This window comes from Streptomyces sp. NPDC104106 (assembly GCF_055584345.1).
On sequence record NZ_JBVJMF010000004.1, the window covers coordinates 292357 to 311472 of the forward strand.

At 73.7% G+C, this 19116-nt stretch carries 16 protein-coding genes and 1 pseudogene; 7 read left to right on the plus strand and 10 right to left on the minus strand.

Going from position 1 to position 19116, the window contains the following annotated elements; all coding sequences use genetic code 11:
* Positions 1 to 149: 149 nt before the first annotated feature.
* Positions 150 to 473 carry a hypothetical protein gene (locus tag ACZ60X_RS12035; RefSeq protein ID WP_469596678.1) on the minus strand — a complete coding sequence of 108 codons (324 nt, stop codon included), beginning with the start codon at positions 471 to 473 and terminating at the stop codon, positions 150 to 152.
* A gap of 308 nt (positions 474 to 781) precedes the next feature.
* On the opposite strand from ACZ60X_RS12035, the gene cds1 reads away from it, so the two are divergent.
* Positions 782 to 1906, plus strand: coding sequence for an L-cysteine desulfhydrase Cds1 (gene cds1 / locus ACZ60X_RS12040; RefSeq protein WP_469596681.1), 1125 nt, complete (start codon positions 782 to 784; stop codon positions 1904 to 1906).
* A gap of 40 nt (positions 1907 to 1946) precedes the next feature.
* Here cds1 and ACZ60X_RS12045 read toward each other — a convergent pair whose 3' ends face one another.
* On the minus strand, positions 1947 to 2408 hold the full coding sequence (locus ACZ60X_RS12045; RefSeq protein ID WP_469596684.1) for an SRPBCC family protein: 462 nt from the start codon (positions 2406 to 2408) through the stop codon (positions 1947 to 1949).
* A gap of 70 nt (positions 2409 to 2478) precedes the next feature.
* Complete coding sequence (locus ACZ60X_RS12050; RefSeq protein WP_469596686.1) at positions 2479 to 3315, minus strand: DeoR/GlpR family DNA-binding transcription regulator; 837 nt, start codon at positions 3313 to 3315, stop codon at positions 2479 to 2481.
* Positions 3316 to 3610: 295 nt separating this feature from the next.
* Here ACZ60X_RS12050 and ACZ60X_RS12055 point away from each other — a divergent pair.
* Positions 3611 to 5923, plus strand: a pseudogene (locus ACZ60X_RS12055) (hypothetical protein); the annotation flags it as partial.
* A gap of 203 nt (positions 5924 to 6126) precedes the next feature.
* On the opposite strand, the gene ACZ60X_RS12060 reads toward ACZ60X_RS12055, so the two are convergent.
* From ACZ60X_RS12060 to ACZ60X_RS12080, 5 genes are all read right to left on the minus strand, one after another.
* Positions 6127 to 6477, minus strand: coding sequence for a VOC family protein (locus tag ACZ60X_RS12060; protein ID WP_469596689.1), 351 nt, complete (start codon positions 6475 to 6477; stop codon positions 6127 to 6129).
* 37 nt (positions 6478 to 6514) lie between these two features.
* Complete coding sequence (locus tag ACZ60X_RS12065) at positions 6515 to 8953, minus strand: right-handed parallel beta-helix repeat-containing protein (protein WP_469596692.1); 2439 nt, start codon at positions 8951 to 8953, stop codon at positions 6515 to 6517.
* Positions 8954 to 9190: 237 nt separating this feature from the next.
* Positions 9191 to 9796 (minus strand): Rv1733c family protein, encoded by a 606-nt coding sequence (locus ACZ60X_RS12070; RefSeq protein WP_469596695.1) that lies wholly within the window; start codon positions 9794 to 9796, stop codon positions 9191 to 9193.
* A 185-nt stretch (positions 9797 to 9981) separates the two neighbouring features.
* Positions 9982 to 10806 carry an MOSC domain-containing protein gene (locus ACZ60X_RS12075; RefSeq protein WP_469596698.1) on the minus strand — a complete coding sequence of 275 codons (825 nt, stop codon included), beginning with the start codon at positions 10804 to 10806 and terminating at the stop codon, positions 9982 to 9984.
* A 43-nt stretch (positions 10807 to 10849) separates the two neighbouring features.
* Positions 10850 to 11287 (minus strand): DUF6643 family protein, encoded by a 438-nt coding sequence (locus tag ACZ60X_RS12080; protein WP_469596700.1) that lies wholly within the window; start codon positions 11285 to 11287, stop codon positions 10850 to 10852.
* 270 nt (positions 11288 to 11557) lie between these two features.
* On the opposite strand from ACZ60X_RS12080, the gene ACZ60X_RS12085 reads away from it, so the two are divergent.
* A complete protein-coding gene (locus ACZ60X_RS12085; RefSeq protein WP_469596703.1) occupies positions 11558 to 12844 on the plus strand; it encodes a TerD family protein in 1287 nt (428 codons plus the stop codon).
* A gap of 6 nt (positions 12845 to 12850) precedes the next feature.
* On the opposite strand, the gene ACZ60X_RS12090 is transcribed toward ACZ60X_RS12085, so the two are convergent.
* Positions 12851 to 14014 carry a glycosyltransferase gene (locus ACZ60X_RS12090; protein ID WP_469597421.1) on the minus strand — a complete coding sequence of 388 codons (1164 nt, stop codon included), beginning with the start codon at positions 14012 to 14014 and terminating at the stop codon, positions 12851 to 12853.
* A 69-nt stretch (positions 14015 to 14083) separates the two neighbouring features.
* On the opposite strand from ACZ60X_RS12090, the gene ACZ60X_RS12095 reads away from it, so the two are divergent.
* Together ACZ60X_RS12095 and ACZ60X_RS12100 are read left to right on the plus strand one after the other, a co-directional pair.
* Positions 14084 to 14869 carry a glutamate racemase gene (locus ACZ60X_RS12095; RefSeq protein WP_469596705.1) on the plus strand — a complete coding sequence of 262 codons (786 nt, stop codon included), beginning with the start codon at positions 14084 to 14086 and terminating at the stop codon, positions 14867 to 14869.
* 94 nt (positions 14870 to 14963) lie between these two features.
* Entirely contained in the window at positions 14964 to 15509 is a 546-nt protein-coding gene (locus ACZ60X_RS12100; RefSeq protein ID WP_469596707.1) for a hypothetical protein, read from the plus strand.
* 32 nt (positions 15510 to 15541) lie between these two features.
* Here the strand turns inward: ACZ60X_RS12100 and ACZ60X_RS12105 are convergent, their stop codons facing one another.
* Complete coding sequence (locus ACZ60X_RS12105) at positions 15542 to 16513, minus strand: O-antigen ligase family protein (protein ID WP_469596709.1); 972 nt, start codon at positions 16511 to 16513, stop codon at positions 15542 to 15544.
* Between the two features lie 425 nt (positions 16514 to 16938).
* Here ACZ60X_RS12105 and lnt point away from each other — a divergent pair, with 425 nt between their 5' ends.
* Positions 16939 to 18546 carry an apolipoprotein N-acyltransferase gene (lnt, locus tag ACZ60X_RS12110; RefSeq protein ID WP_469596711.1) on the plus strand — a complete coding sequence of 536 codons (1608 nt, stop codon included), beginning with the start codon at positions 16939 to 16941 and terminating at the stop codon, positions 18544 to 18546.
* A 68-nt stretch (positions 18547 to 18614) separates the two neighbouring features.
* Positions 18615 to 19094, plus strand: coding sequence for an NUDIX hydrolase (locus tag ACZ60X_RS12115; RefSeq protein WP_469596714.1), 480 nt, complete (start codon positions 18615 to 18617; stop codon positions 19092 to 19094).
* The last annotated feature ends 22 nt before the right edge of the window (positions 19095 to 19116 follow it).

The window sequence follows — 19116 nt, forward strand, 5'->3', positions numbered from 1 at the left end:
GCGGGCTGGTTCGCAGCGTTATCGCCGGTAAACCCAGAGTGACGTGAGAACAGCGTGACGCAGCGGATGCGCTCTCGCAACTCGCCGCGACGGAACGCTGCGGCGCGAAGTGGCGCCGGTTCCTCGGCGTCCGCGCCGGGCGCCGTTCCTCAGCCGCCGCGCCCGGCGGCCCGGCGCACCGCCTCGATGAACCGCCGTGCCGCGGGCGGTCCCGACTCGCCCGGAGCCGGGTCGTGCTCACCCAGCGTCAGCAGGTACCGCTGGCCGTTCAGATCGGCCAGCGCCCGGTCGTCCGGCGCGAACCACGGCTTGGAGGCCCGGACCGCCTGCACCGGCGCGCTGTCGATCTCGCTGCCGTAGCTGTTGAGCAACTCCAGCCTGCCGTCGTTGATCCGGACCTGCCCGGCCCGCGTGAGCGAACGCAGCCGCTTGCCGATCCGCACGCCCGTGGCCGTGAACTCCGGCTCCGCCATCGCTTGCCGCCCCCTTGCGCGTGTGCTTCCGCGATCCCAGTGTGCGCCCCCGTTCGGGACGATCGGTCCCGTCGCGTGCAGTCTGCCGCGAGGCGGCCGCGAGCACCAGTGCACGCGGGGCGCGTGCGACGACCGCCCGGAGCACTCCCGCCAATGCGCCCCCGGCCGCCTCGCACGCCTGTGCCCCAGGGCCGCTTGGGGCCACCCAAAGATGCGTTTATGCAGGTGGGAAGCGGTGCGAAAGATGCCTATGCTCGAAGTGCCGGCCGCGTCGGGCGCCGTCGGCGCGCAGCGTAAGGAGCACCGCCGTGACCACCACCCCCCGGATCCGTACCGGCGCCACCCTCGATGTGGACCGCAGCGACTCCGCCTACCGCGACTGGCTGAAAGACGCCGTGCGCAAGGTACAGGCCGACGCCAACCGCTCGGCGGACACGCACCTGCTGCGCTTCCCGCTGCCCGAGCGGTGGGGCATCGACCTGTACCTCAAGGACGAGTCGACCCACCCGACCGGCAGCCTCAAGCACCGCCTCGCCCGCTCGCTGTTCCTCTACGGCCTCTGCAATGGCTGGATCCGTCCCGGCCGCCCGGTCATCGAGGCCTCCAGCGGCTCGACCGCCGTCTCCGAGGCCTACTTCGCCAAGCTGATCGGAGTGCCCTTCATCGCGGTCATGCCGCGCACGACCAGCGCCGAGAAGTGCCGCCTGATCGAGTTCCACGGCGGGCGGTGCCACTTCGTGGACGACTCCCGGAAGATGTACGAGGAGTCCGCCCGCCTCGCGATGGAGACCGGCGGCCACTACATGGACCAGTTCACCTACGCCGAGCGGGCCACCGACTGGCGCGGCAACAACAACATCGCCGAATCCACCTTCCGCCAGCTGCGCCTGGAGCGGTTTCCGGAGCCGGCGTGGATCGTCGCCACGGCGGGCACCGGCGGCACCTCCGCGACCCTCGCCCGCTACGTCCACTACATGCAGTACGACACCCGGATCTGCGTCGCCGACCCGGAGAACTCCTGTTTCTTCGAGGGCTGGACGACCGGCGATCCGGACGTCACCTGCGACTGCGGCTCCCGGATCGAGGGCATCGGCCGGCCGCGCATGGAGCCGAGCTTCGTGCCCGGCGCGATCGACCGGATGATGAAGGTGCCGGACGCGGCCAGCGTCGCCGCCGTACGCGCCCTGGAGCGGGCCATCGGCCGCAAGGCCGGCGGCTCCACGGGCACCGGGCTGTGGAGCGCGCTGAAGATCGTCTCCGAGATGGTGGCCGAGGGCCGCACCGGCAGCGTCGTCACCCTCCTGTGCGACCCCGGCGACCGCTACCTCGACAAGTACTACTCCGACGCCTGGCTCACGGAACAGGGACTGGACATCACGCCGTACACAGCCGCGATCGAGACCCTGCTGACCACGGGCGCCTGGCCGGACTGAGCTCGCGCGGGGCGGACCGGCGGGCGGCGGCGCGGGTGGTTCAGCGCAGGCGCCGGTCCAGTGCCGCGACCGCCGTGCGCAAGGACCGGCCGACCCCCGGGCGGGCGAGGCCGCACACCAGCCGGAAGGCGGCCGTGCCGTCGAGGGCGAAGGTCATCCGCACCCGGGTCCCGCCCCCGGCCGGAGCCAGCCGCCACTCCTCGACCCAGGCGCGGGCGCCCGGCGTGTTCGTCACGTCGACCCGGTAGGCGTACACCTCGGGCGCCGTCGCCACGAGCACCGTCTCCCGGAAGCGGACGCCGCCGCGCAGCCGAACCTCGCGCCCGCCCTCGGTGGGCCGGGCGGAGGCCACCGCCGGGAACCACGCCGGCCAGCCGGGCACGTCCTCGGCGAGGGCGCGGAAGACCGTCTTTGGAGCGGCCGCCATCGCGTGCGTGAAGACGAGCCGTACCGGCGCGCTGTCGACGAACTCCGGCCCGACCGGGCGCAGTCGGTGCGGCATGACGCCCACCCCCTCGGTGAAGTCCCGTCCCGGACAAGGCGTTGAGGGGGTCAGACTAACTGACAAGCCGTCAGAAATCCTCGTCCGCCGAGACTTCCGTCTCGCCCGCCACGATCAGCCGCGGCAGGTGCTCCGAGATCTCCGTACGCGCCTCGGCCGGCAGCCCCGCGTCGGTGACGAGCGTGTCCACCTGCTCCAGCGTGGCGAACGAACTGAGGCCCACCGTGCCCCACTTGGTGTGGTCGGCGACCACCACCACCCGGCGCGCGGAGTGCACCAGCCGCCGGTTCGTCTCGGCCTCCGCGAGGTTCGGCGTCGACAGCCCCGCCTCGACCGATATGCCGTGCACGCCGAGGAAGAGCAGATCGAAGTGGAGGGCGGCGATGGCCTGGTCGGCGACCGGCCCCACCAGTGAGTCCGACGGGGTGCGTACCCCACCCGTCAGCACCACCGTGGCCGCGCCCTGACGCTGACCCGAGGTGCGCTGCGCCGAGTGGAAGACGTCCGCGACCCGCACCGAGTTCGTCACCACGGTCAGGTCGGGCACCTCCAGCAGATGCTGCGCGAGCGCGTACGTCGTCGTACCGCCGGACAGGGCGATCGCCGCGCCCGGCGCGACGAGCACCGCCGCCGCCCGCGCGATGTCCTCCTTGGCGGTCAGCTCCAGCCCCGACTTGGCCTCGAACCCCGGCTCATGGGTGCTGGCCTCGACCACCGGCACCGCGCCGCCGTGCACCTTCTCCAGCATTCCCTGCCGGGCGAGGGAGTCCAGATCGCGGCGCACGGTCATGTCCGACACCCCGAGCTTGCGGGTCAGCTCGTTGACCCGCACACCGCCCCGGCGCCGGACCTCGTCCAGGATCAGGGCGCGGCGCTGCTCCGCGAGGAGGTTCTGATTCTCACTCACGCCCGCACCGGTCCTTTCGCCGCCAACCGTCCGACACGCCCGGCACACCGGCTCCGACCAGGAGCTTCCGTACGACCTGAAGGTGCGCGGGCGTCCTATCTTTTCACGGGTCGGTACCGGTCGCGCCACCCGCCCGTCACGACGCGCACATGCCACTCCTGCCACCGCTGTTCCGCCCGACGTCACTCGGATCGGGGAGATTCCGTGACGACCGGTGCACGGCACCCGCGCAGCGGAGATCCTGAGGCCCGCATCGACTCAGGCCTTTCGGGCGCGTCACGGGGGTGCGACGACGGTGGAACGGGCGCAGGACCGCGGCACGGGGCGGCAGACCGACACGCTCCAGCACACCGGGCCGGAGGCCGAACTGGAACTGCTCGTGCACGGGGTCGGCGGCACCACGCCCGAGAAGATGCTCGACGACGCGCGCACGGTCCGCGTCACCGGTGACGACACCGCCGCCGTCTTCCGGCGCGCGGCGGACACCGAGCCGGGCAAGGGACCACGCCCCGAACCGGTGCAGGAGGCGTACGTCTGGTGCAACCTGACCTCCGGCGACAGCAGCCGCGTCCTGTGGCTGTTGCTGCTGCCGTTCATGGTGGTCAACCTCGTGCACTGGATGCGCCCCGCCGCCACCGGCCGGCCGCGCGCCGTGCGCCTGTACGGCGTCCTCGTCCGGCTCACCGCCCTCACCCTGACGGTGCTGCTGGTGGCCGCCGCCTGCGAGGTGGCCCTGGACCTGGTCGCCTGGCAGTGCGCGGGCGCCCACGACTGCGCCCGCCGCCACTCCTGGCTCGCCTTCTGCGCCGCCGCGACGTCCGGTGCGGCCGGCGGCTGGTGGAGCCCGCCCGGCCGCCGGCTCGCCCTCGCCGCGCTGGTGCCGGGCGCGCTGACCTTCCTGCTCTGGTACCTCTCGCGCCGCACCTGGAGCGCGTACGAGTCGCACCGGCCGCTGGACCACGCCCACGAGCCGGAGCCCGACCACGGCGCGCTGGCCAGGCCCGGCTTCTGGTACGGGCGCCGCCTCGTCGCACGGCTGCGCGCCGCGCACACCGCGGCCGGCCTGCTGACGGTGGCCGCCGCCGTCGCGACCCCGGCGACCCGCTTCGACCACCGGCCGGGCGGCCCCGCCGTCCTCGACACGCTCAGCTGGCTGCTGACCGCGGCACTGGTGGCCGCGGCGACGGCGGCGGTGGGCGTGGTCTGCCGCCGTGGCCGCAGCGAGAACACCCTCGACCAGCGGCTCGACCGGCGCCTCGTACGCCATCTTCCGCTCGGCGCGCTCGGCCTGCTGCTGCTCACCGTGGTCTACGCCGGCTGGTCCCGGCCCGGCTGGCACTCCACCGGACGGCTGCCCGGCGACCCGGCCTTCGGCGCCCTGATGCTGGCCCAGGGACTGCTCGTGATCGCCCTCGCCGTCGTGGCCCGGTACCTGCACCGCCGCGCTCCCGACCGGCGCGCCGGGATGCGCGGCCTCGGCGGCCCCGCCGTCGCGCTGCTCGCGTGCGCCCTGGGCGGTGTGATGTCCGGCGGGGTCGCCCAGCGCGTCGCCGGCTGGCTGGACGGCACCCGCGGCCTGCCCGCGGGGCCGCCCGTGCTCCTGACCTGGCAGGCGTCCACCATCCCGCCGGTGCTCGCGGTGCTGCTGCTGCTCGGCGTCCGGCTCGCGACCGGCACCGCCCGGCTCGCCCGCGCCGAACGCGCCCGTGTCCGCCACGAACACCCCGGCGAACCCGAGGACCCCGGCCGCACCCGTGCCATCGCCGGGGCCCGGGCCATGGCCGCCCTCACCGACCGCGCGCCCCAGGTCGTCGCCGTGCTCACCGCCGCCACCTTCGTGCTCGGCGCGGTGGCCCTGGCCGGCGCCATGGCCACCGGCAGGACACCCGACGGAGCGGCCCGCCGCACCGTCGACGTCCTGCGTGTGGCGGCCGAGACCTCCCAGGCGCTGGGCTCCTGGCTGGTCGGCTTCGCCTTCCTGCTGTTCGTGACCTGGGGCCGGCGCGCCTACAGGGACGCCTCGGCGCGCCGCACCATCGGCATTCTGTGGGACGTCGGCACCTTCTGGCCGCGCGCCGCCCATCCCTTCGCGCCCCCGTGCTACGCCGAGCGCGCCGTGCCCGACCTGACCTGGCGGATGGCGACCTGGACCCAGCGCACCCAAGGCCGGCTGGTCCTGTCCGGCCACTCCCAGGGCAGCGTCCTGGCCGCGGCCGCCGCCTGGCAGCTGCCCCCGTCCACCCGCCGGCGGATCGCCCTGCTGACCTACGGCTCCCCGCTGGAGCGCCTCTACGGCCGCTGGTTCCCGGCCCACTTCGGCCCGCCCGCGCTCGCCGCCCTGCACCGTGACGTCGCCTGCTGGCGCAACCTCTACCGCCGCACCGACCCCATCGGCGGCCCGGTCCGGGTCTCCGACGACACCGCCCCCGAGGTCGACCACGCCCCCCTGCGGGATCCCCTCGCCTACGGCCGCACCCCGGACCACCCTCTGCCGGCACCCATCCTCGCCCACTCCGACTACCAGGCGGACCCCGAGTTCGCCCGGGAACGCGCCCGCCTCCTCAGCAGGCTGCGCCCGGACATGCCGGGGCCGCGACCGGGCCGAGCCGGGACAGCCGGCGGCTAGTGCCCGGGCAGGCAGCGTTCGCCCCGTCGCGACGCCCGGCACGCTCCCCCGCTGCGCGGGAGGTGCCCCCACTCGCCGCACCGGCCGAAAGCCCACGTACGCCCAGTACGAGGACTTCCGGCCGGCACGCCGACAGCACGCACCGGACGCCGCTTTTTGACGGGCAAACGTTGCCTGCCGGGGCACTAGACCGTGTGCTCGACGTATTCGATGACGGCCCCGCCCGGGTGCCGCACGGTCGCGTTGCGGCCGGTGGGCACCTCTCGCGGGCCGTCGAGGATCTCACCGCCGTGGTCGGTCACCAGCGCGTGCACCCCGTCCACGTCGTCCACGAGCACCGTGCTCTGCACGCCCCGGAACGGGGCGAGGGCCCGCTCGTCGCCCGCGACGAGCAGGAAGCCGCCGATGCTCGCGACCTCCACCTCGCCGTGGGAGAACCGCGTACGCACGTCCTGGCCGGTCAGCGCGCGCAGTGCGGGCAGCGCCTCGTCCAGGTCGGCCACATAGAGCCGGGCGAGCGTCGTCAGTGCTTTCATGCGGAACCTCCACGCGGGTGCGGCCTGCGGTGCCTGCTCACGGCAGCTCCGGCAGGTCCTCGGCGTACAGCAGGGTCAGATCGTCGGTGCTCGGGTCCGCGAGCTGGGCGACCCGGCTCGCGTGGCGCTCCACCATCGCCTCGAACGTCTGCCGGGCGGTGCGGCCGTTGCCGAACGCCGGGCCCTTCGGCAGTGCCGTGAAGTAGGTCAGCAGCGCCTGCGCGGTGCCCGCCGCCAGCCGGTACTCGTGCTCGTCGGCCTGCTGCTCGACGATCCGCAGCAGTTCCTCGGGGCCGTAGTCGCCGAAGGTGATGGTGCGGGAGAAGCGCGAGGCGACACCCGGGTTGACCGACAGGAAGCGCTCCATCTCGGCCGTGTAGCCGGCGACGATCACCACCACCGCGTCCCGGTGGTCCTCCATCAGCTTCACCAGCGTGTCGATGGCCTCCTTGCCGAAGTCCCGCCCGGCGTCCTCCGGCGACAGCGCGTACGCCTCGTCGATGAACAGCACGCCGCCGTGCGCCCGTTGGAAGGCCTCCTGGGTGCGGATCGCCGTGGAGCCGATGTGCTCTCCCACGAGGTCGACGCGGGACACCTCCACCAGGTGTCCCTTCTCCAGCACACCGAGCGAGGCGAGGATCTCGCCGTAGAGCCGGGCGACCGTGGTCTTGCCGGTGCCGGGGGAGCCGGTGAAGACCAGGTGCCGTTTGACCGAGGCAGCCTTCAGACCGGCCCGCTGCCGGCGCCGGCCCACCTCGATCATGTCGGTCAGCGCCCGCACCTCCCGCTTGACGCTCTCCAGGCCGACCAGCGCGTCCAGCTCTCCGAGCACGTCCTTGGCGGTGCGCACCGGCGTGGCCGGCTCCGCGGCGGCGACGAGCGGCTCCTGCTCCGTGGTGCGCTGCCCAGGGATCGAGCCGAGCAGGCCGGCGGAGTGCGTCACGGTCTGTACGGCGGTCTCGCGCGCCGCCGGCGGCCGCAGGCCCCCGCTCTCGTCGCTGGTGCAGTCCTCCACCACCGGGCCCGTGCCGGCACCGGCGTCCGGGCCGGCCTCGGCGAACTCGTAACCGCCGCGCGCGCAGCGCTCCGTACGGCACTTGCGCAGCGTCGCCCGGCAGCCGTCGATCACGTGGAAGCCGTAGCCGGCGCTGCCGCTGACCCGGCAGCCCAGGAAGCTGCCGCGGCCGCCCGCGGAGACGTAGAAGCCGGCCTCGGCGGGGGAGTCGACCGTGCAGCGCTCGATGGTGGGGTCGGCGCCCTTGGTGACGATCACGCCGGTCTGTGTGCCGTCCAGCGTGCAGTTGTTCAGCGTGCCGCCGCTGCCGTGGTCACGGAACCAGGCGCCGGTCGCCGCCTCGCGGATGCGGCAGTCGTCGAGCTGTGCGGTCGCCCCGTCGCTCACCGACACCGCCGTGTTGCGCACCTGGGTCAGATCACTGTCCACGACGTCCGCGCGCGAGCCGCGGTCCAGCACGAACAACGCGTCCGGCACGTCGTGCACCCGGCACGAGTCGAGCACGGCGGTGGCTCCGTCGCTCACCCACACCGCCGGATAGTCGCCGGTGCTGTCGAAGATCTCGCACTGGTTGGCGTCCACCCGGGTGCCGGGGTCCCACACCGACAGGCCGTTGCGCCCGAACTGACGCACCGTCGTCCGGGTCAGCGTCAGCACCGAGCGGGAGCGCAGGTCGACCGCGTTCTCCGGGATGTCGTGGATGCGGCAGTCGGCGAGCGTGAGCACCGCGTCCGTGTCGAGCGTGACGCCGTCGCCGGTGGTGCGGTGCACGTCGCAGTCGGTCAGGTGGGCGCTGGCGCGCTGGGCGATCTGCACGCCGGAACCGCGCACCTCGTAGATCTCGCAACCCACGGCCTCCAGTGAGGAGTTCTCCCCGGTGGCGGTCAGTCCGGTGCCGGAGGCGTGGTGCACGCGGCAGCGCTCCAGGCGCGGATGGGCGCCGCCACGGACGGCCACACCCGCCTGGCCGGCCGCGACGATCTCGCACTCCTCGAACACTCCGCCGCCGCCGTCGAGCACGGCGATGCCGATGCCCGCGGGGTTGTCCACCGTGCAGCGGCGCACGGTGGGGCGGGCGGCGCCGCGCACCTCGATGCCGGTGGCGGACCGGGTGACGATCCGCATGTCCATCAGCTCGGGCGTGCCCTCCTCGACCAGCAGAGCGGGCGCGGCCGCGTCCTGGCCCTCGACATGGAGGTCCTGCACGACGGCCGAGGCCCGCACGGTGAGCGGCACCCCCGCCTCCGGCGCGATCCGCACCGAGCCGGGCGAGCCCTCGGGGCCGCGGAGCGTCACCGCCCGCTGCACGACGAGGTTCTCCCGGTAGGTGCCCGGGGCGATGGTGAGGACGTCGCCGTCGGCGGCGGCCTCCAGGGCGGCGGCGAGAGATGCGTACTCACCCGTGCGGCGCCGCCACCGCGACGTACCGGTGTGCGTCACCTGGACCGTGCCCTGTGCCATGGCGTTGCTGTGCCCCCACCTCGTCGTACTGACGGCTCGCTCCCGCGCGGGACCGTGCCGCCCGGGCCGGGAGTGCGGCCGTGCCCGGTCCGGGACCGGTGCGCGTGTGCGCTCCCGACATACCTGATATCTGCACGTCCCTGCGGTTCGTTCGTCCGCGGGTTGTCGCCGAAAGCGTTTCGGCCGGTCCACCGTAGCGTGTGCGTGCAGCGTGGGTTGACCAGAGCCGTCAGGCCGTCAGCTGCCGGTGCCTGCCTTGCCCCAGTCCGGGCCGGCCCGGTCCCAGGCCTGGTCCCAGCGTGCGTACCGCCGGCGGATCATGTGCCCCACGGTCAGCCGGCGGACACCCTCGACCAGGCCGGCGACGAGCAGGGCCGCGCCGAATCCGGCCAGCACCGCGTGGGTCGTCGCGGTGGCGGAGTCCAGCGGGCGGGTCGTTATTCGCCCCTGGGGGTCCGTCCAGAGGCCGAAGTGGTCGCCCGTGTGCGGCGACTTGAGGTCCGCGAGGGCGGCGCCGTGCCGCGGAGAGCCGTCGGGGGCGGACCAGTCGGCGAGGACGCGGTGGCGCGGCTCGTGCACAGCGGTGGCGTCGGGGTCGGTCTCCAGCGGGGCGTCGCCCAGCTCGCGCACCACGGTGGCCCTCACCAGATGGCGTGTGTGCTGCTGCTCGCGAACGGCCCGCTGCAGCGAGTCCTGGGCGACGGCACCGGCCAGAGCGCCCGTGACGGGCGCGGCCACGGCGATCAGCACCAACGCGAGCAGCGCCACCCAGGCCTCGGCGAGATCGGTCGGCCGGCGCAGCGGATTGCGCCGCCAGCGCCACAGCCCACTGATGGCCCGCATCTCCCCACCCCCTTCCGCTCCGTCATAACTCCCCGGCCTGGCGCGCGTGCGTATCCCGGACCAAGAGAGAGCGACGTCACGTCAGCCGCAGACGGCCCCGGCCACGGCTTCTCACGCGTTTCTCACGCACTGTCAACGACCGGACACCGGCATCGGTTCCCACCCCGACCGGACGCGGTCGCGGGTCACTCCAGCACCCGGACCGGGTCCCCGATCCTGATCGTGCCGGTCGTGAGGGGCACCAGGTTCTGCCCGAAGAGCAGGCGCGAACCGGTCCTGCGATGCCGGGCCAGGGTGCGCAGCGGCTCGCGGCCGCGTACGGCGGTGTCCTGGTCGACGGTGGTGACGACACACCGTCCGCTCGGCTTCGCGACGCGCAGGACCACCTCGCCGACCGCGATGCGCGACCAGCGGTCCTCCGCCCAGGCCGCGGTGCCCGACACGACGATATTGGGCCGGAAGCGGTTCATCGGCAGGGGGCCCTCGTGGGCGTGAGCGCCCTCGGCGATCCGGGAGTTGAGGTCGTCGAGGGAGGCGGCCGTGGTGACCAGCAGGGGATAGCCGTCGGCGAAGCTGACCGTCTCGCCGGGCAGGGCGTAGGCGGGGTCGACCGGGCGGCGGACGGCCGGGTCGTCCATGTGGACCAGGCGGATGTCCGCCTTGAGGTAGGAGCTGCACCACGCGTGCGCGGCCGCCGCGGCCGGGACCGCCTCCACCTTCGTGCCGAAGACGCTGACCGGAAGGGTCTCGCCCGGCTCGGGCACCGTCACCGTCAACGGCGCCTGCCCCGGCGCGGACAGCCGGATTCCGCCGCCGGCCAGCGGCTCGGCGGCGGCCAGCGCGAGGCACGGCTGCTCGCGCTGGGTGACGACCTTTCCCCCGTCGTCGATCAGCGTCCAGCGCCGGTCTCCGGTCAGGCCCCAGGGCTCCACCACAGCTTCCCGGGGCGCGTGTCCCCGCAACGCCTTGACCGGATGGACGTGGATCGACTGCAATGCGGCGTGTCCCATGACGCCATCGTGCCAGGAGGCACCGACAGCGCCGGGGCGCAGGTCAGTAGCCGCGGTACTGCTGGTTGTTGTACGGGTCCTGGTAGGGAGCCGGCGCCGGACGCGGCGCGGCCGGGCGCATCGCCTCGTACCCCATGCCGCCCGGCATCGGGCGCTGGGGCTGCGGGGCCTGCTGACCGGGATAAGCCCGGGGGGCGCTCGCCTGCTGCGGGATGTACGCCGTCGGCGCCTGCTGGAACGGCGCGGGCTGCGGCGTCTGGGGGTAGCCGTAGGCGGGGGCCTGCGGGGAGGGAGCCGCCGGGAGGGCGGGCAGGGCCGACGGCAGAGCGGGCAGGCTGCTGCCCGTGTCGTAGGCGGCGGGGACCCGGATCGGGGCGATCTGCGGGGTACCCCGCTCGGCGACGAGGGAGTCGTAGATCGGGGTGTCCGGGAAGGAGGCGGAGTAGTAGCCGCCACCATAAGTGGAGCGGGGGGAGGTCATGGCACATAAGTTAAGCCCACGATGTGCTCGTTGGGGAGACCGATAAGAGGGTTCTTTTCCGTGTCGGCAGTGACGTGGGATCCCCAATGCGAGCGAACTTGCCAAAATAGGGCGTCGGCCTGGGTTTGAATCATGTAAAGGGCGACTTTCTGCGGGGTTACCGGCGGTCGACCGGCGATCTTCCCGTGCCGACCAAGGGGTTCTCCTGCCCCGGCAATGAGTTGTGGGATAGGGATGACCGGACGGCCGGGTTGCCCGGACGCCGAACGAATGGGGGCGGACATGCCAATGACGAAAGGGTCGAACGCACCGGTGCCGACCACGGCCCTGCGCGTCGAATTGGGCTGGCGCTCCGGCCCCGGCGTGCCCGACGCGGACGCCTCGGTGCTGCTGCTGGCCACCGGAAAGGTGCGCTCCGACGGGGACTTCGTCTTCTACAACCAGCCCGCGCACCCCTCCGGCGCGGTGCGCCACGAGGGCAAACGGTCGGCCGGCGGTCGGGTCGCCGACACGCTTTTCGTCGACCTCGCGCGCGTGGAGGGCGCGATCGAGCGGATCGTCCTCGCCGCCTCCGCCGACGGCGGCACGTTCGGACAGCTCCCCGGCCTCTACATCGAGGTGACCGACGCCGCGACCGGATCGGTCGTCGTCCGCTTCGACAGCCCCGGCGCGACCACGGAGACCGCCTTCCTGCTCGGCGAGTTCTACCGCCGCCAGGGCGGCTGGAAGTTCCGCGCCGTCGCCCAGGGCTACAGCAGCGGACTCGAAGGCCTGGCAACGGACTTCGGGATCACCGTGGACGAGCCCCAGCACGCCGCACCGCCCGCCGCGGCCCCGACCCCCGACCCGACGGCGCCCGCGACGACTCCCGTACCGCCCCCGCCCCCGACCGTGGCGCCCCCGGCCGTGGTCCCGCCCGCGCCGGTCCGGCTGTCCAAGCTCACCCTCACCAAGGCCGCCCCCTCCGTATCGCTCGCCAAACAGGGCGGAACCTCAGGTGCCATGCGGGTGAACCTCAACTGGCAGGTGCGCAAACACTTCTCGGGCTGGGGCGGCCGCTGGGGAGGAGGGGGCCAGGGGGATCTCGACCTCGACCTGTGCGCGCTGTACGAGCTGGCCGACGGCCGCAAGGGAGTCGTCCAGGCCCTCGGCAACGCCTTCGGATCGCTCCACCGGCCGCCGTACATCCATCTCGACGGCGACGACCGCACCGGTGCCGTGGCCGCCGGCGAGAACCTCACCATCAACCTGGACCACCGGCAGGACTTCCGGCGCATCCTCGTCTTCGTCACCATCTACGAAGGCGCCAGCTCCTTCGCCGATCTGCACGCCACCGTCACCCTCCGGCCGCAGCACGGCGCCCCGATCGACTTCTCGCTCGACGAGTGCACGGTGCCCTCGACGGTGTGCGCCCTCGCCCTGCTCACCAACACCGGCGGCGACCTCCTCGTCCGCCGCGAGGCGCGCTATCTGGTGCCGGAGCGCGGAGTGAGCCCGCAGCGGACCGTGGACCGCGCCTACGGCTGGGGTATGAACTGGACGCCCGGCCGCAAGTGACCGGGCTCAGCCCTCGTCGGGGACGGCACCGGGACGCGCGTACGTCCGGCCCTTCCACGCGGCTCCGCGCCCCCGGTAGTGCTGCACGGCCGAGTCGACCGTCATCAGCAGGTACAGCAGCGCGGTGAACGGCAGCAGCGGAGCGAGCCACAGCGGCTGCCCGTAATAACGCAGCATCGGTACGTACGTGCCCGCCATCACCGCCCACGCCAGAGCCCCGAGTGCCGCCGTCGCCATACTCCCGCCGGCCGCGCCCGCGGCCAGCGCGGCGGGCGGCACCAGGTACACCAGGGCGAGTCCGGCGACCGTGCCGAGCAGCAGCAGCGGGTTGTGCCGCAACTGTGCGTAGGCACTGCGCGAGACCATCCGCCACAGGTCGCGCAGCCGCGGATAGGGCCGCACACTGTCCACCCGCTCGGCCAGCCCCAGCCAGACATGGCCGCCCGCGCCCTTCACCGCGCGCGCGAGCGCCACGTCGTCGATGACGGCGTGCCGGATGGCGTCCGGGATCCGCGCCCGTTCGGCCGTGTCCGCGCGCAGCAGGACGCAGCCACCCGCCGCCGCGGCCGTACGCGATCCCCTGCGGCCGATCCACCGGAAGGGATACAACTGAGCGAAGAAGTAGACGAACGCCGGCACCACCAGCCGCTCCCACATGCTCTCCACCCGCAGCCGCGCCATCTGCGACACGACGTCGAAGCCCCCGGCCCCGGCCGCCGCGACCAGCGCGCGCAGGCTGTCCGGGGCGTGCGCGATGTCCGCGTCCGTCAGCAGCAGGTATGCGGGATCACGCGCGCGTGCCAGGCCGATCCCGTGCCGGACCGCCCACAGCTTGCCCGTCCAGCCCGTCGGCGGCTCCCCGGGCGAGCCCACCGTCAGCGGCAGCCCACCGTGCCGCCGCGACAGTTCACGGGCCAGCGTGCCGGTGCCGTCCGTGCTGCCGTCGTCCACCAGGAAGACCTCCGCCCGGCCCGGATAGTCCTGCGCCAGCAGCGACGGCAGGCTCGCGGGCAGTACGGCGGCCTCGTCCCGGGCCGGTACGACCACGCACACGGACGGCCACGCGTCCGGTTCCCCGCGCGGCGGCAGCCGGACGTCCGTGCGCCAGAAGAAGCCCTGGCACAGCAGCAGCCAGCACCAGGCGGCCAGGGATACGACGGTGATCCACATCAGGGCGCTCACGGCCGCAGTCTGCCCCACCGCAGCGGTCCATGCGGGTGCATCGTCTATCGTGGCCGGGTGAAGATCGCGCTCATGGACTCCGGAATCGGCCTGCTCCCCGCCGCGGCCGCGGTACGCCGGCTGCGGCCCGACGCGGATCTCGTGCTCTCCTGGGACCCGGACGGGATGCCCTGGGGGCCGCGCACCCCGCAGGACATCACGCAGCGGGCGATCGCCGTGGCCGAGGCCGCCGCCGCACACGCGCCCGACGTCCTGATCGTCGCCTGCAACACCGCCTCCGTGCACTCCCTGCCGCAGATGCGGGCCCGCTTCGAGCCGGACCTGCCGGTCATCGGGACCGTCCCCGCGATCAAGCCGGCCGCCGCGGGCGGCGGGCACGTCGCCATCTGGGCCACCCCCGCCACCACCGGCAGTGCCTACCAGCGTGGGCTGATCGAGCAGTTCGCCGCCGGTGTCGCCGTCACCGAGGTGGCGTGCCCCGGCCTCGCGGACGCGGTGCACCACGCCGACGAGGCCGCGATCGAGGCCGCCATCGCCTCGGCCGCCGCCCGCACCCCCGAGGACGTCACCACCGTCGTCCTCGGCTGCACCAACTACGAACTGGTCGGCGAGCGGATCCGCGCGGCCGTCCAGCGCCCGGACGCCCCGCCGCTGGTCCTGCACGGGTCGGCCGGTGCCGTGGCCGCCCAGGCCCTGCGCCGCATCGGCGCGCCGCCGGCCCCGGAGGCCGTCCCCGACCCCACCCTCACGGTGCTGCTCAGCGGCCGCGAGGCCACACTCCCCGACACCGCGCTGTCGTATCCGGAAGGCCGCTTCCTGCGGGCCGTCAGCCCGGTCCGCTGACCGGCCGGCGGATGGGCCGGCCGTGCCCTGCCCGGGCCGGTCACCGTTCGCTGCGCGGGTACCCGCGCAGCGAAACCTGAGTAACCTCATAAACATGAGGGACCACCCCCACGCCGAGGACACCGCGCACCCCGACGTCTGGACCGGGCGTGCCACCAATCGGATCCAGTGGCTGCTTGCACTGGTCGGCGCTGCCTGCCTGGCGCTCGGCATCGAGCTCGCCGTGGACTCGGCGTGGACCGCCGGCATCGCCCCGCTGGCGATGTCGGTCGTCGGCTGCATCGCCGCAGGCCTCCTGGTCCTGTTCGGCACGCTCGCCTTCGTGCACGTCGATCTCACGCTGGACAAGGAGTCCCTGGAAGTGCGCTGTGGCCACATGGGGCTGCCGCGCCGCCGTATCCCGCTCTCCCATGTGGCCGGCGCCGACTTCACCGCCCTGGTCACGCCACGGCACTGGGGCGGCTGGGGCTACCGGTGGCGGCCCGAGAAGGGCACCGCCGTCGTCGTCCGCCGGGGTGAGGGCATCGTGCTCAGTCTGTGGGACGGCCACACCTTCACGATCACGGTGGACAACGCCGAGTCGGCGGTCCGGGTCATCCGGGCCCGGCTGCGGACCGTCCGGCCCGGCCCGGCCACCTGACGCCGGCGCACCGCGGCGCCCGGGTCGTTCCGTCAGAGCCGGGGCTCCGCGTCATCGCGCGCCCAGGGCCGTGCCGTCGCCCACCCGGCCAGCAGCCCGGCGCTCGCCGTCACCGAGGTGAAGCTCAGGGCGTTGCCCACCGAGGCCAGCACGGCCAGTGCCGTCAGAGCGGCGCCCGCGGTGAGGGCGACCGGGGTGGCACGGGGTGTACGCCACAGCGCGTACAGCACCCAGCAGAACGCGGCACCGCCCAGCCCCACCCCGACCAGGCCCTGCTCCGCCGCCGTCTGCAGCAGGGCCGAGTGCGGCTTGCCGTCGGATGGCACCGTCTGGGACGCTGCCGGGCTCAGTTCGCCGAACCGGTCGGGCCCTACCCCGAGACCCGGATGTCCGTCCGCCATCCGCAGAGCGTCCTGCCACAACCCCACCCGGTGCGCGGTGAGCCGCCCTTCGAGCACACCCGTGAGCCCGGCGGGCACCACGTCGGCGGCCAGCGCCCACGTCGTGACCGCGACCAGCGCCGCGGCAAGCGCGAGCCCCAGCAGCGCCAGGCCCCGTCGCGTCACCCACCCCGCGGCCAGCGCACACAGCAGTACAGCGGTACTCGCCGCGCACCCGGCCGCCGAGCCCAGGGCGGCCCCGGTCGGCGCCGTCGCGGCGGCCAGGATCCACAGCCCGATCCGCGGTGCCGGTGCGGGCGCGGCCCAGGCGGCACAGCACACGGCACCCGTGGCCAGCGCCAGCAGGGCGGCCGTGCCGCCGGCGTGGCCGAGCGGGGTGGCGTACCAGGGGTCCGGCGCAAGATCGGGCCGTGCCACGGCGAGGGCGAGGGCGGCCAGCGCGCCGGCGCAGGGCGCGGCCACCGGCAGCAGGGCTCCGGAGACGCGGCCGACGGCATGACCGGCGGTCGCGGCGAGCACCGCCAGCAGCACGCCCTCCGGCCGTCCGCCGTGGGCCGCCGCGGTGAGCAGTGCCCATCCCGCGCAGGCGCCCAACACGATCATGCCCGCGCCGTCGGAAGCGTTTCCTCTGACGCGTTCCGCGTCCACCGCGCCCACCGTGCCCGCACCGGTCGCAGGCCTCATCCTCGTCGCGCCCACCGCCGCCCCTCGTCCGCCCCCGCCGCCCGTGCCCTGCCGCGGCAGGGCACGGCGCCGAGTCCGGCCGCACTGCCGAGGCTGGGCACACCGTAGCGGCTGATGACCGGGTTGAGCACGAGATGCGGCGGATCGTCGCGATGAGGAGCCGGGTGAGAACGGATGAGAGGGGGCAGGACGCAGGCGCGGCCGGGAGCGCCTGCGCTGTGCGACCGCGTTCCCCGGCGGCCCGCCACACGGCGGTGACCAGCGAAGACCACCGGCAGCCGTGCCGGTGCCGGCTCCCGAACCGTGCTGTCCGTGGTCAGGGATGCCGCCGTACACTCACCCGGGTGACCGTCACCGCAACTTCCGTGGACCAGCCGGACCAGCTCCAGCCGCCCGCCTCCGGCGCGCGCGCCGCCCGGCTGCTGCGCCTGGTCCCGGCCGTCGCCTCCGTGCTCAGCGGGGTGCTCCTCTACGTCAGCTTCCCGCCGCGCACCGTGTGGTGGCTGGCGCTGCCCGCCTTCGCCGGCTTCGGCTGGGTGCTGCGCGGCCGCAGCTGGAAGGCGGCCCTCGGCCTCGGCTACCTCTTCGGCCTGGGTTTCCTGCTGCCGCTGCTGGTGTGGACCGGCGTGGAGGTGGGTCCCGGACCCTGGCTGGCCCTGGCCGCCATCGAGGCGGTCTTCATCGCCCTGGTCGGTGTCGGTGTCGCCGCCGTCTCCCGACTGCCCGCCTGGCCGGTGTGGGCGGCCGCCTTGTGGACCGCGGGTGAGGCGGTGCGCGCGCGTGTACCCTTCCACGGCTTCCCCTGGGGCAAGATCGCCTTCGGCCAGGCGGACGGCGTCTTCCTGCCGCTCGCCGCGGTGGGCGGTACGCCCGTGCTGGGCTTCGCGGTCGTCCTGTGCGGCTTCGGCCTGTACGAGGCCGGGCGGCTGATCGCCGAGCAGCGCCGGAGCAGGGTCCTGCGGCGCGGTGCCGCGGCCGCCGCGCTGCTGAGCGTCGCCGTACCGGTGGCGGGCGCCGCCGCCGCCCGGACGCTCGTGAGCGACAAGGCCGAGGACGGCACCCGGACCGTAGCGGTCATCCAGGGCAATGTGCCGCGCTCCGGGCTGGAGTTCAGCGCCCAGCGGCGGGCCGTGCTCGACTACCACGTGCGCGAGACACTCAGACTCGCCGCCGACATCAAGGCCGGCAAGGTCGCGCGGCCCGACTATGTGCTGTGGCCCGAGAACTCCTCGGACATCGACCCCTTCGCCAACCCCGACGCGGCGATGGTCATCGACGAAGCGGCCAAGGCGGTCGGTGTGCCCATGTCGGTCGGCGGCGTCGTGGAACGGGGCGGCAAGCTGCTCAACGAGCAGATCCTGTGGGACCCGGTCAAGGGGCCGACGCAGACCTACGACAAGCGGCAGATCCAGCCGTTCGGCGAGTACCTCCCGCTGCGCGGGCTCGTCGGCGCGGTCAACAAGAACTGGACCAGCATGGTCCGCCAGGACTTCAGCCGGGGCGGCAAGCCCGGCGTGTTCGACCTCGACAGCGCCAAGGTGGGCCTGGCCACCTGCTATGAGGCCGCGTTCGACTGGGCGGTACGGGACACGGTCACGCACGGCGCGGAGATGATCTCCGTGCCGAGCAACAACGCCACCTTCGACCGCAGCGAGATGACCTACCAGCAGCTCGCCATGTCCCGGATCCGCGCCGTCGAGCACAGCCGCACCGTCACCGTGCCGGTGACCAGCGGGGTCAGCGCGATCATCATGCCGGACGGGAGGATCACGCAGAAGACGGGCATGTTCGTGCCCGCCTACCTCGTGCAGAAGGTGCCGCTGCGCACCTCCAGGACCCCGGCTACCCAGCTGGGCATCCTGCCGGAGATCGCCCTGGTGCTGGTCGCCGCGGGCGGCGTCGGCTGGGCCGTCGGGTCCGGGCTGCGCGGCCGCCGCACCGGTGAGGCGTGACCGTACGACCGGCCTGCGAGCCCTGAACCGGCAGGTGGACGTGCGGCCTTGCCCGTTATGGTCGGGCCATGGCTACTCCTGACTTCATCCGCACGCTGCGGGCCTCGGCGGGGCAGCAGCTGCTCTGGCTGCCCGGCGTCACCGCGATCGTCTTCGACGACGAGGGCAGAGTGCTGCTGGGCCGACGGGCCGACAACGGCAAGTGGTCGGTGATCGGCGGCATCGCGGACCCCGGCGAGCAGCCAGCGGCCTGCGCCGTGCGGGAGGTCTTCGAGGAGACCGCGGTGCGCTGCGTCGCCGAGCGGATCGTCCTGGTGCAGGCCCTGGAGCCGGTCACCTATCCCAACGGCGACACCTGCCAGTACATGGACATCACCATCCGCTGCCGTGCCGTGGGCGGTGAGGCCCGGGTCAACGACGACGAGTCTGTGGAGGTGGGCTGGTTCGCGGTCGATGCGCTGCCCGACCTCAACGAGTTCGGCCTCTTCCGTATCAAGCAGGCCATGTCCGACGCGCCCACATGGTTCGAACCTACGACTCTGGGCTGAAGTATGGGCGCAGACCATATGT

What these genes read in the sequence shown, in the direction of transcription:
- ACZ60X_RS12070 (WP_469596695.1), bottom strand. Translation starts at nt 9,796, where the DNA reads ATGCGGGCCATCAGTGGGCTGTGGCGCTGGCGGCGCAATCCGCTGCGC.
- ACZ60X_RS12045 (WP_469596684.1), bottom strand. Translation starts at nt 2,408, where the DNA reads ATGCCGCACCGACTGCGCCCGGTCGGGCCGGAGTTCGTCGACAGCGCG.
- ACZ60X_RS12105 (WP_469596709.1), bottom strand. Translation starts at nt 16,513, where the DNA reads ATGATCGTGTTGGGCGCCTGCGCGGGATGGGCACTGCTCACCGCGGCG.
- ACZ60X_RS12075 (WP_469596698.1), bottom strand. Translation starts at nt 10,806, where the DNA reads ATGGGACACGCCGCATTGCAGTCGATCCACGTCCATCCGGTCAAGGCG.
- ACZ60X_RS12085 (WP_469596703.1), top strand. Translation starts at nt 11,558, where the DNA reads ATGGGGGCGGACATGCCAATGACGAAAGGGTCGAACGCACCGGTGCCG.
- ACZ60X_RS12035 (WP_469596678.1), bottom strand. Translation starts at nt 473, where the DNA reads ATGGCGGAGCCGGAGTTCACGGCCACGGGCGTGCGGATCGGCAAGCGG.
- ACZ60X_RS12115 (WP_469596714.1), top strand. Translation starts at nt 18,615, where the DNA reads ATGGCTACTCCTGACTTCATCCGCACGCTGCGGGCCTCGGCGGGGCAG.
- ACZ60X_RS12065 (WP_469596692.1), bottom strand. Translation starts at nt 8,953, where the DNA reads ATGGCACAGGGCACGGTCCAGGTGACGCACACCGGTACGTCGCGGTGG.
- ACZ60X_RS12090 (WP_469597421.1), bottom strand. Translation starts at nt 14,014, where the DNA reads ATGTGGATCACCGTCGTATCCCTGGCCGCCTGGTGCTGGCTGCTGCTG.
- ACZ60X_RS12080 (WP_469596700.1), bottom strand. Translation starts at nt 11,287, where the DNA reads ATGACCTCCCCCCGCTCCACTTATGGTGGCGGCTACTACTCCGCCTCC.
- ACZ60X_RS12060 (WP_469596689.1), bottom strand. Translation starts at nt 6,477, where the DNA reads ATGAAAGCACTGACGACGCTCGCCCGGCTCTATGTGGCCGACCTGGAC.
- ACZ60X_RS12100 (WP_469596707.1), top strand. Translation starts at nt 14,964, where the DNA reads ATGAGGGACCACCCCCACGCCGAGGACACCGCGCACCCCGACGTCTGG.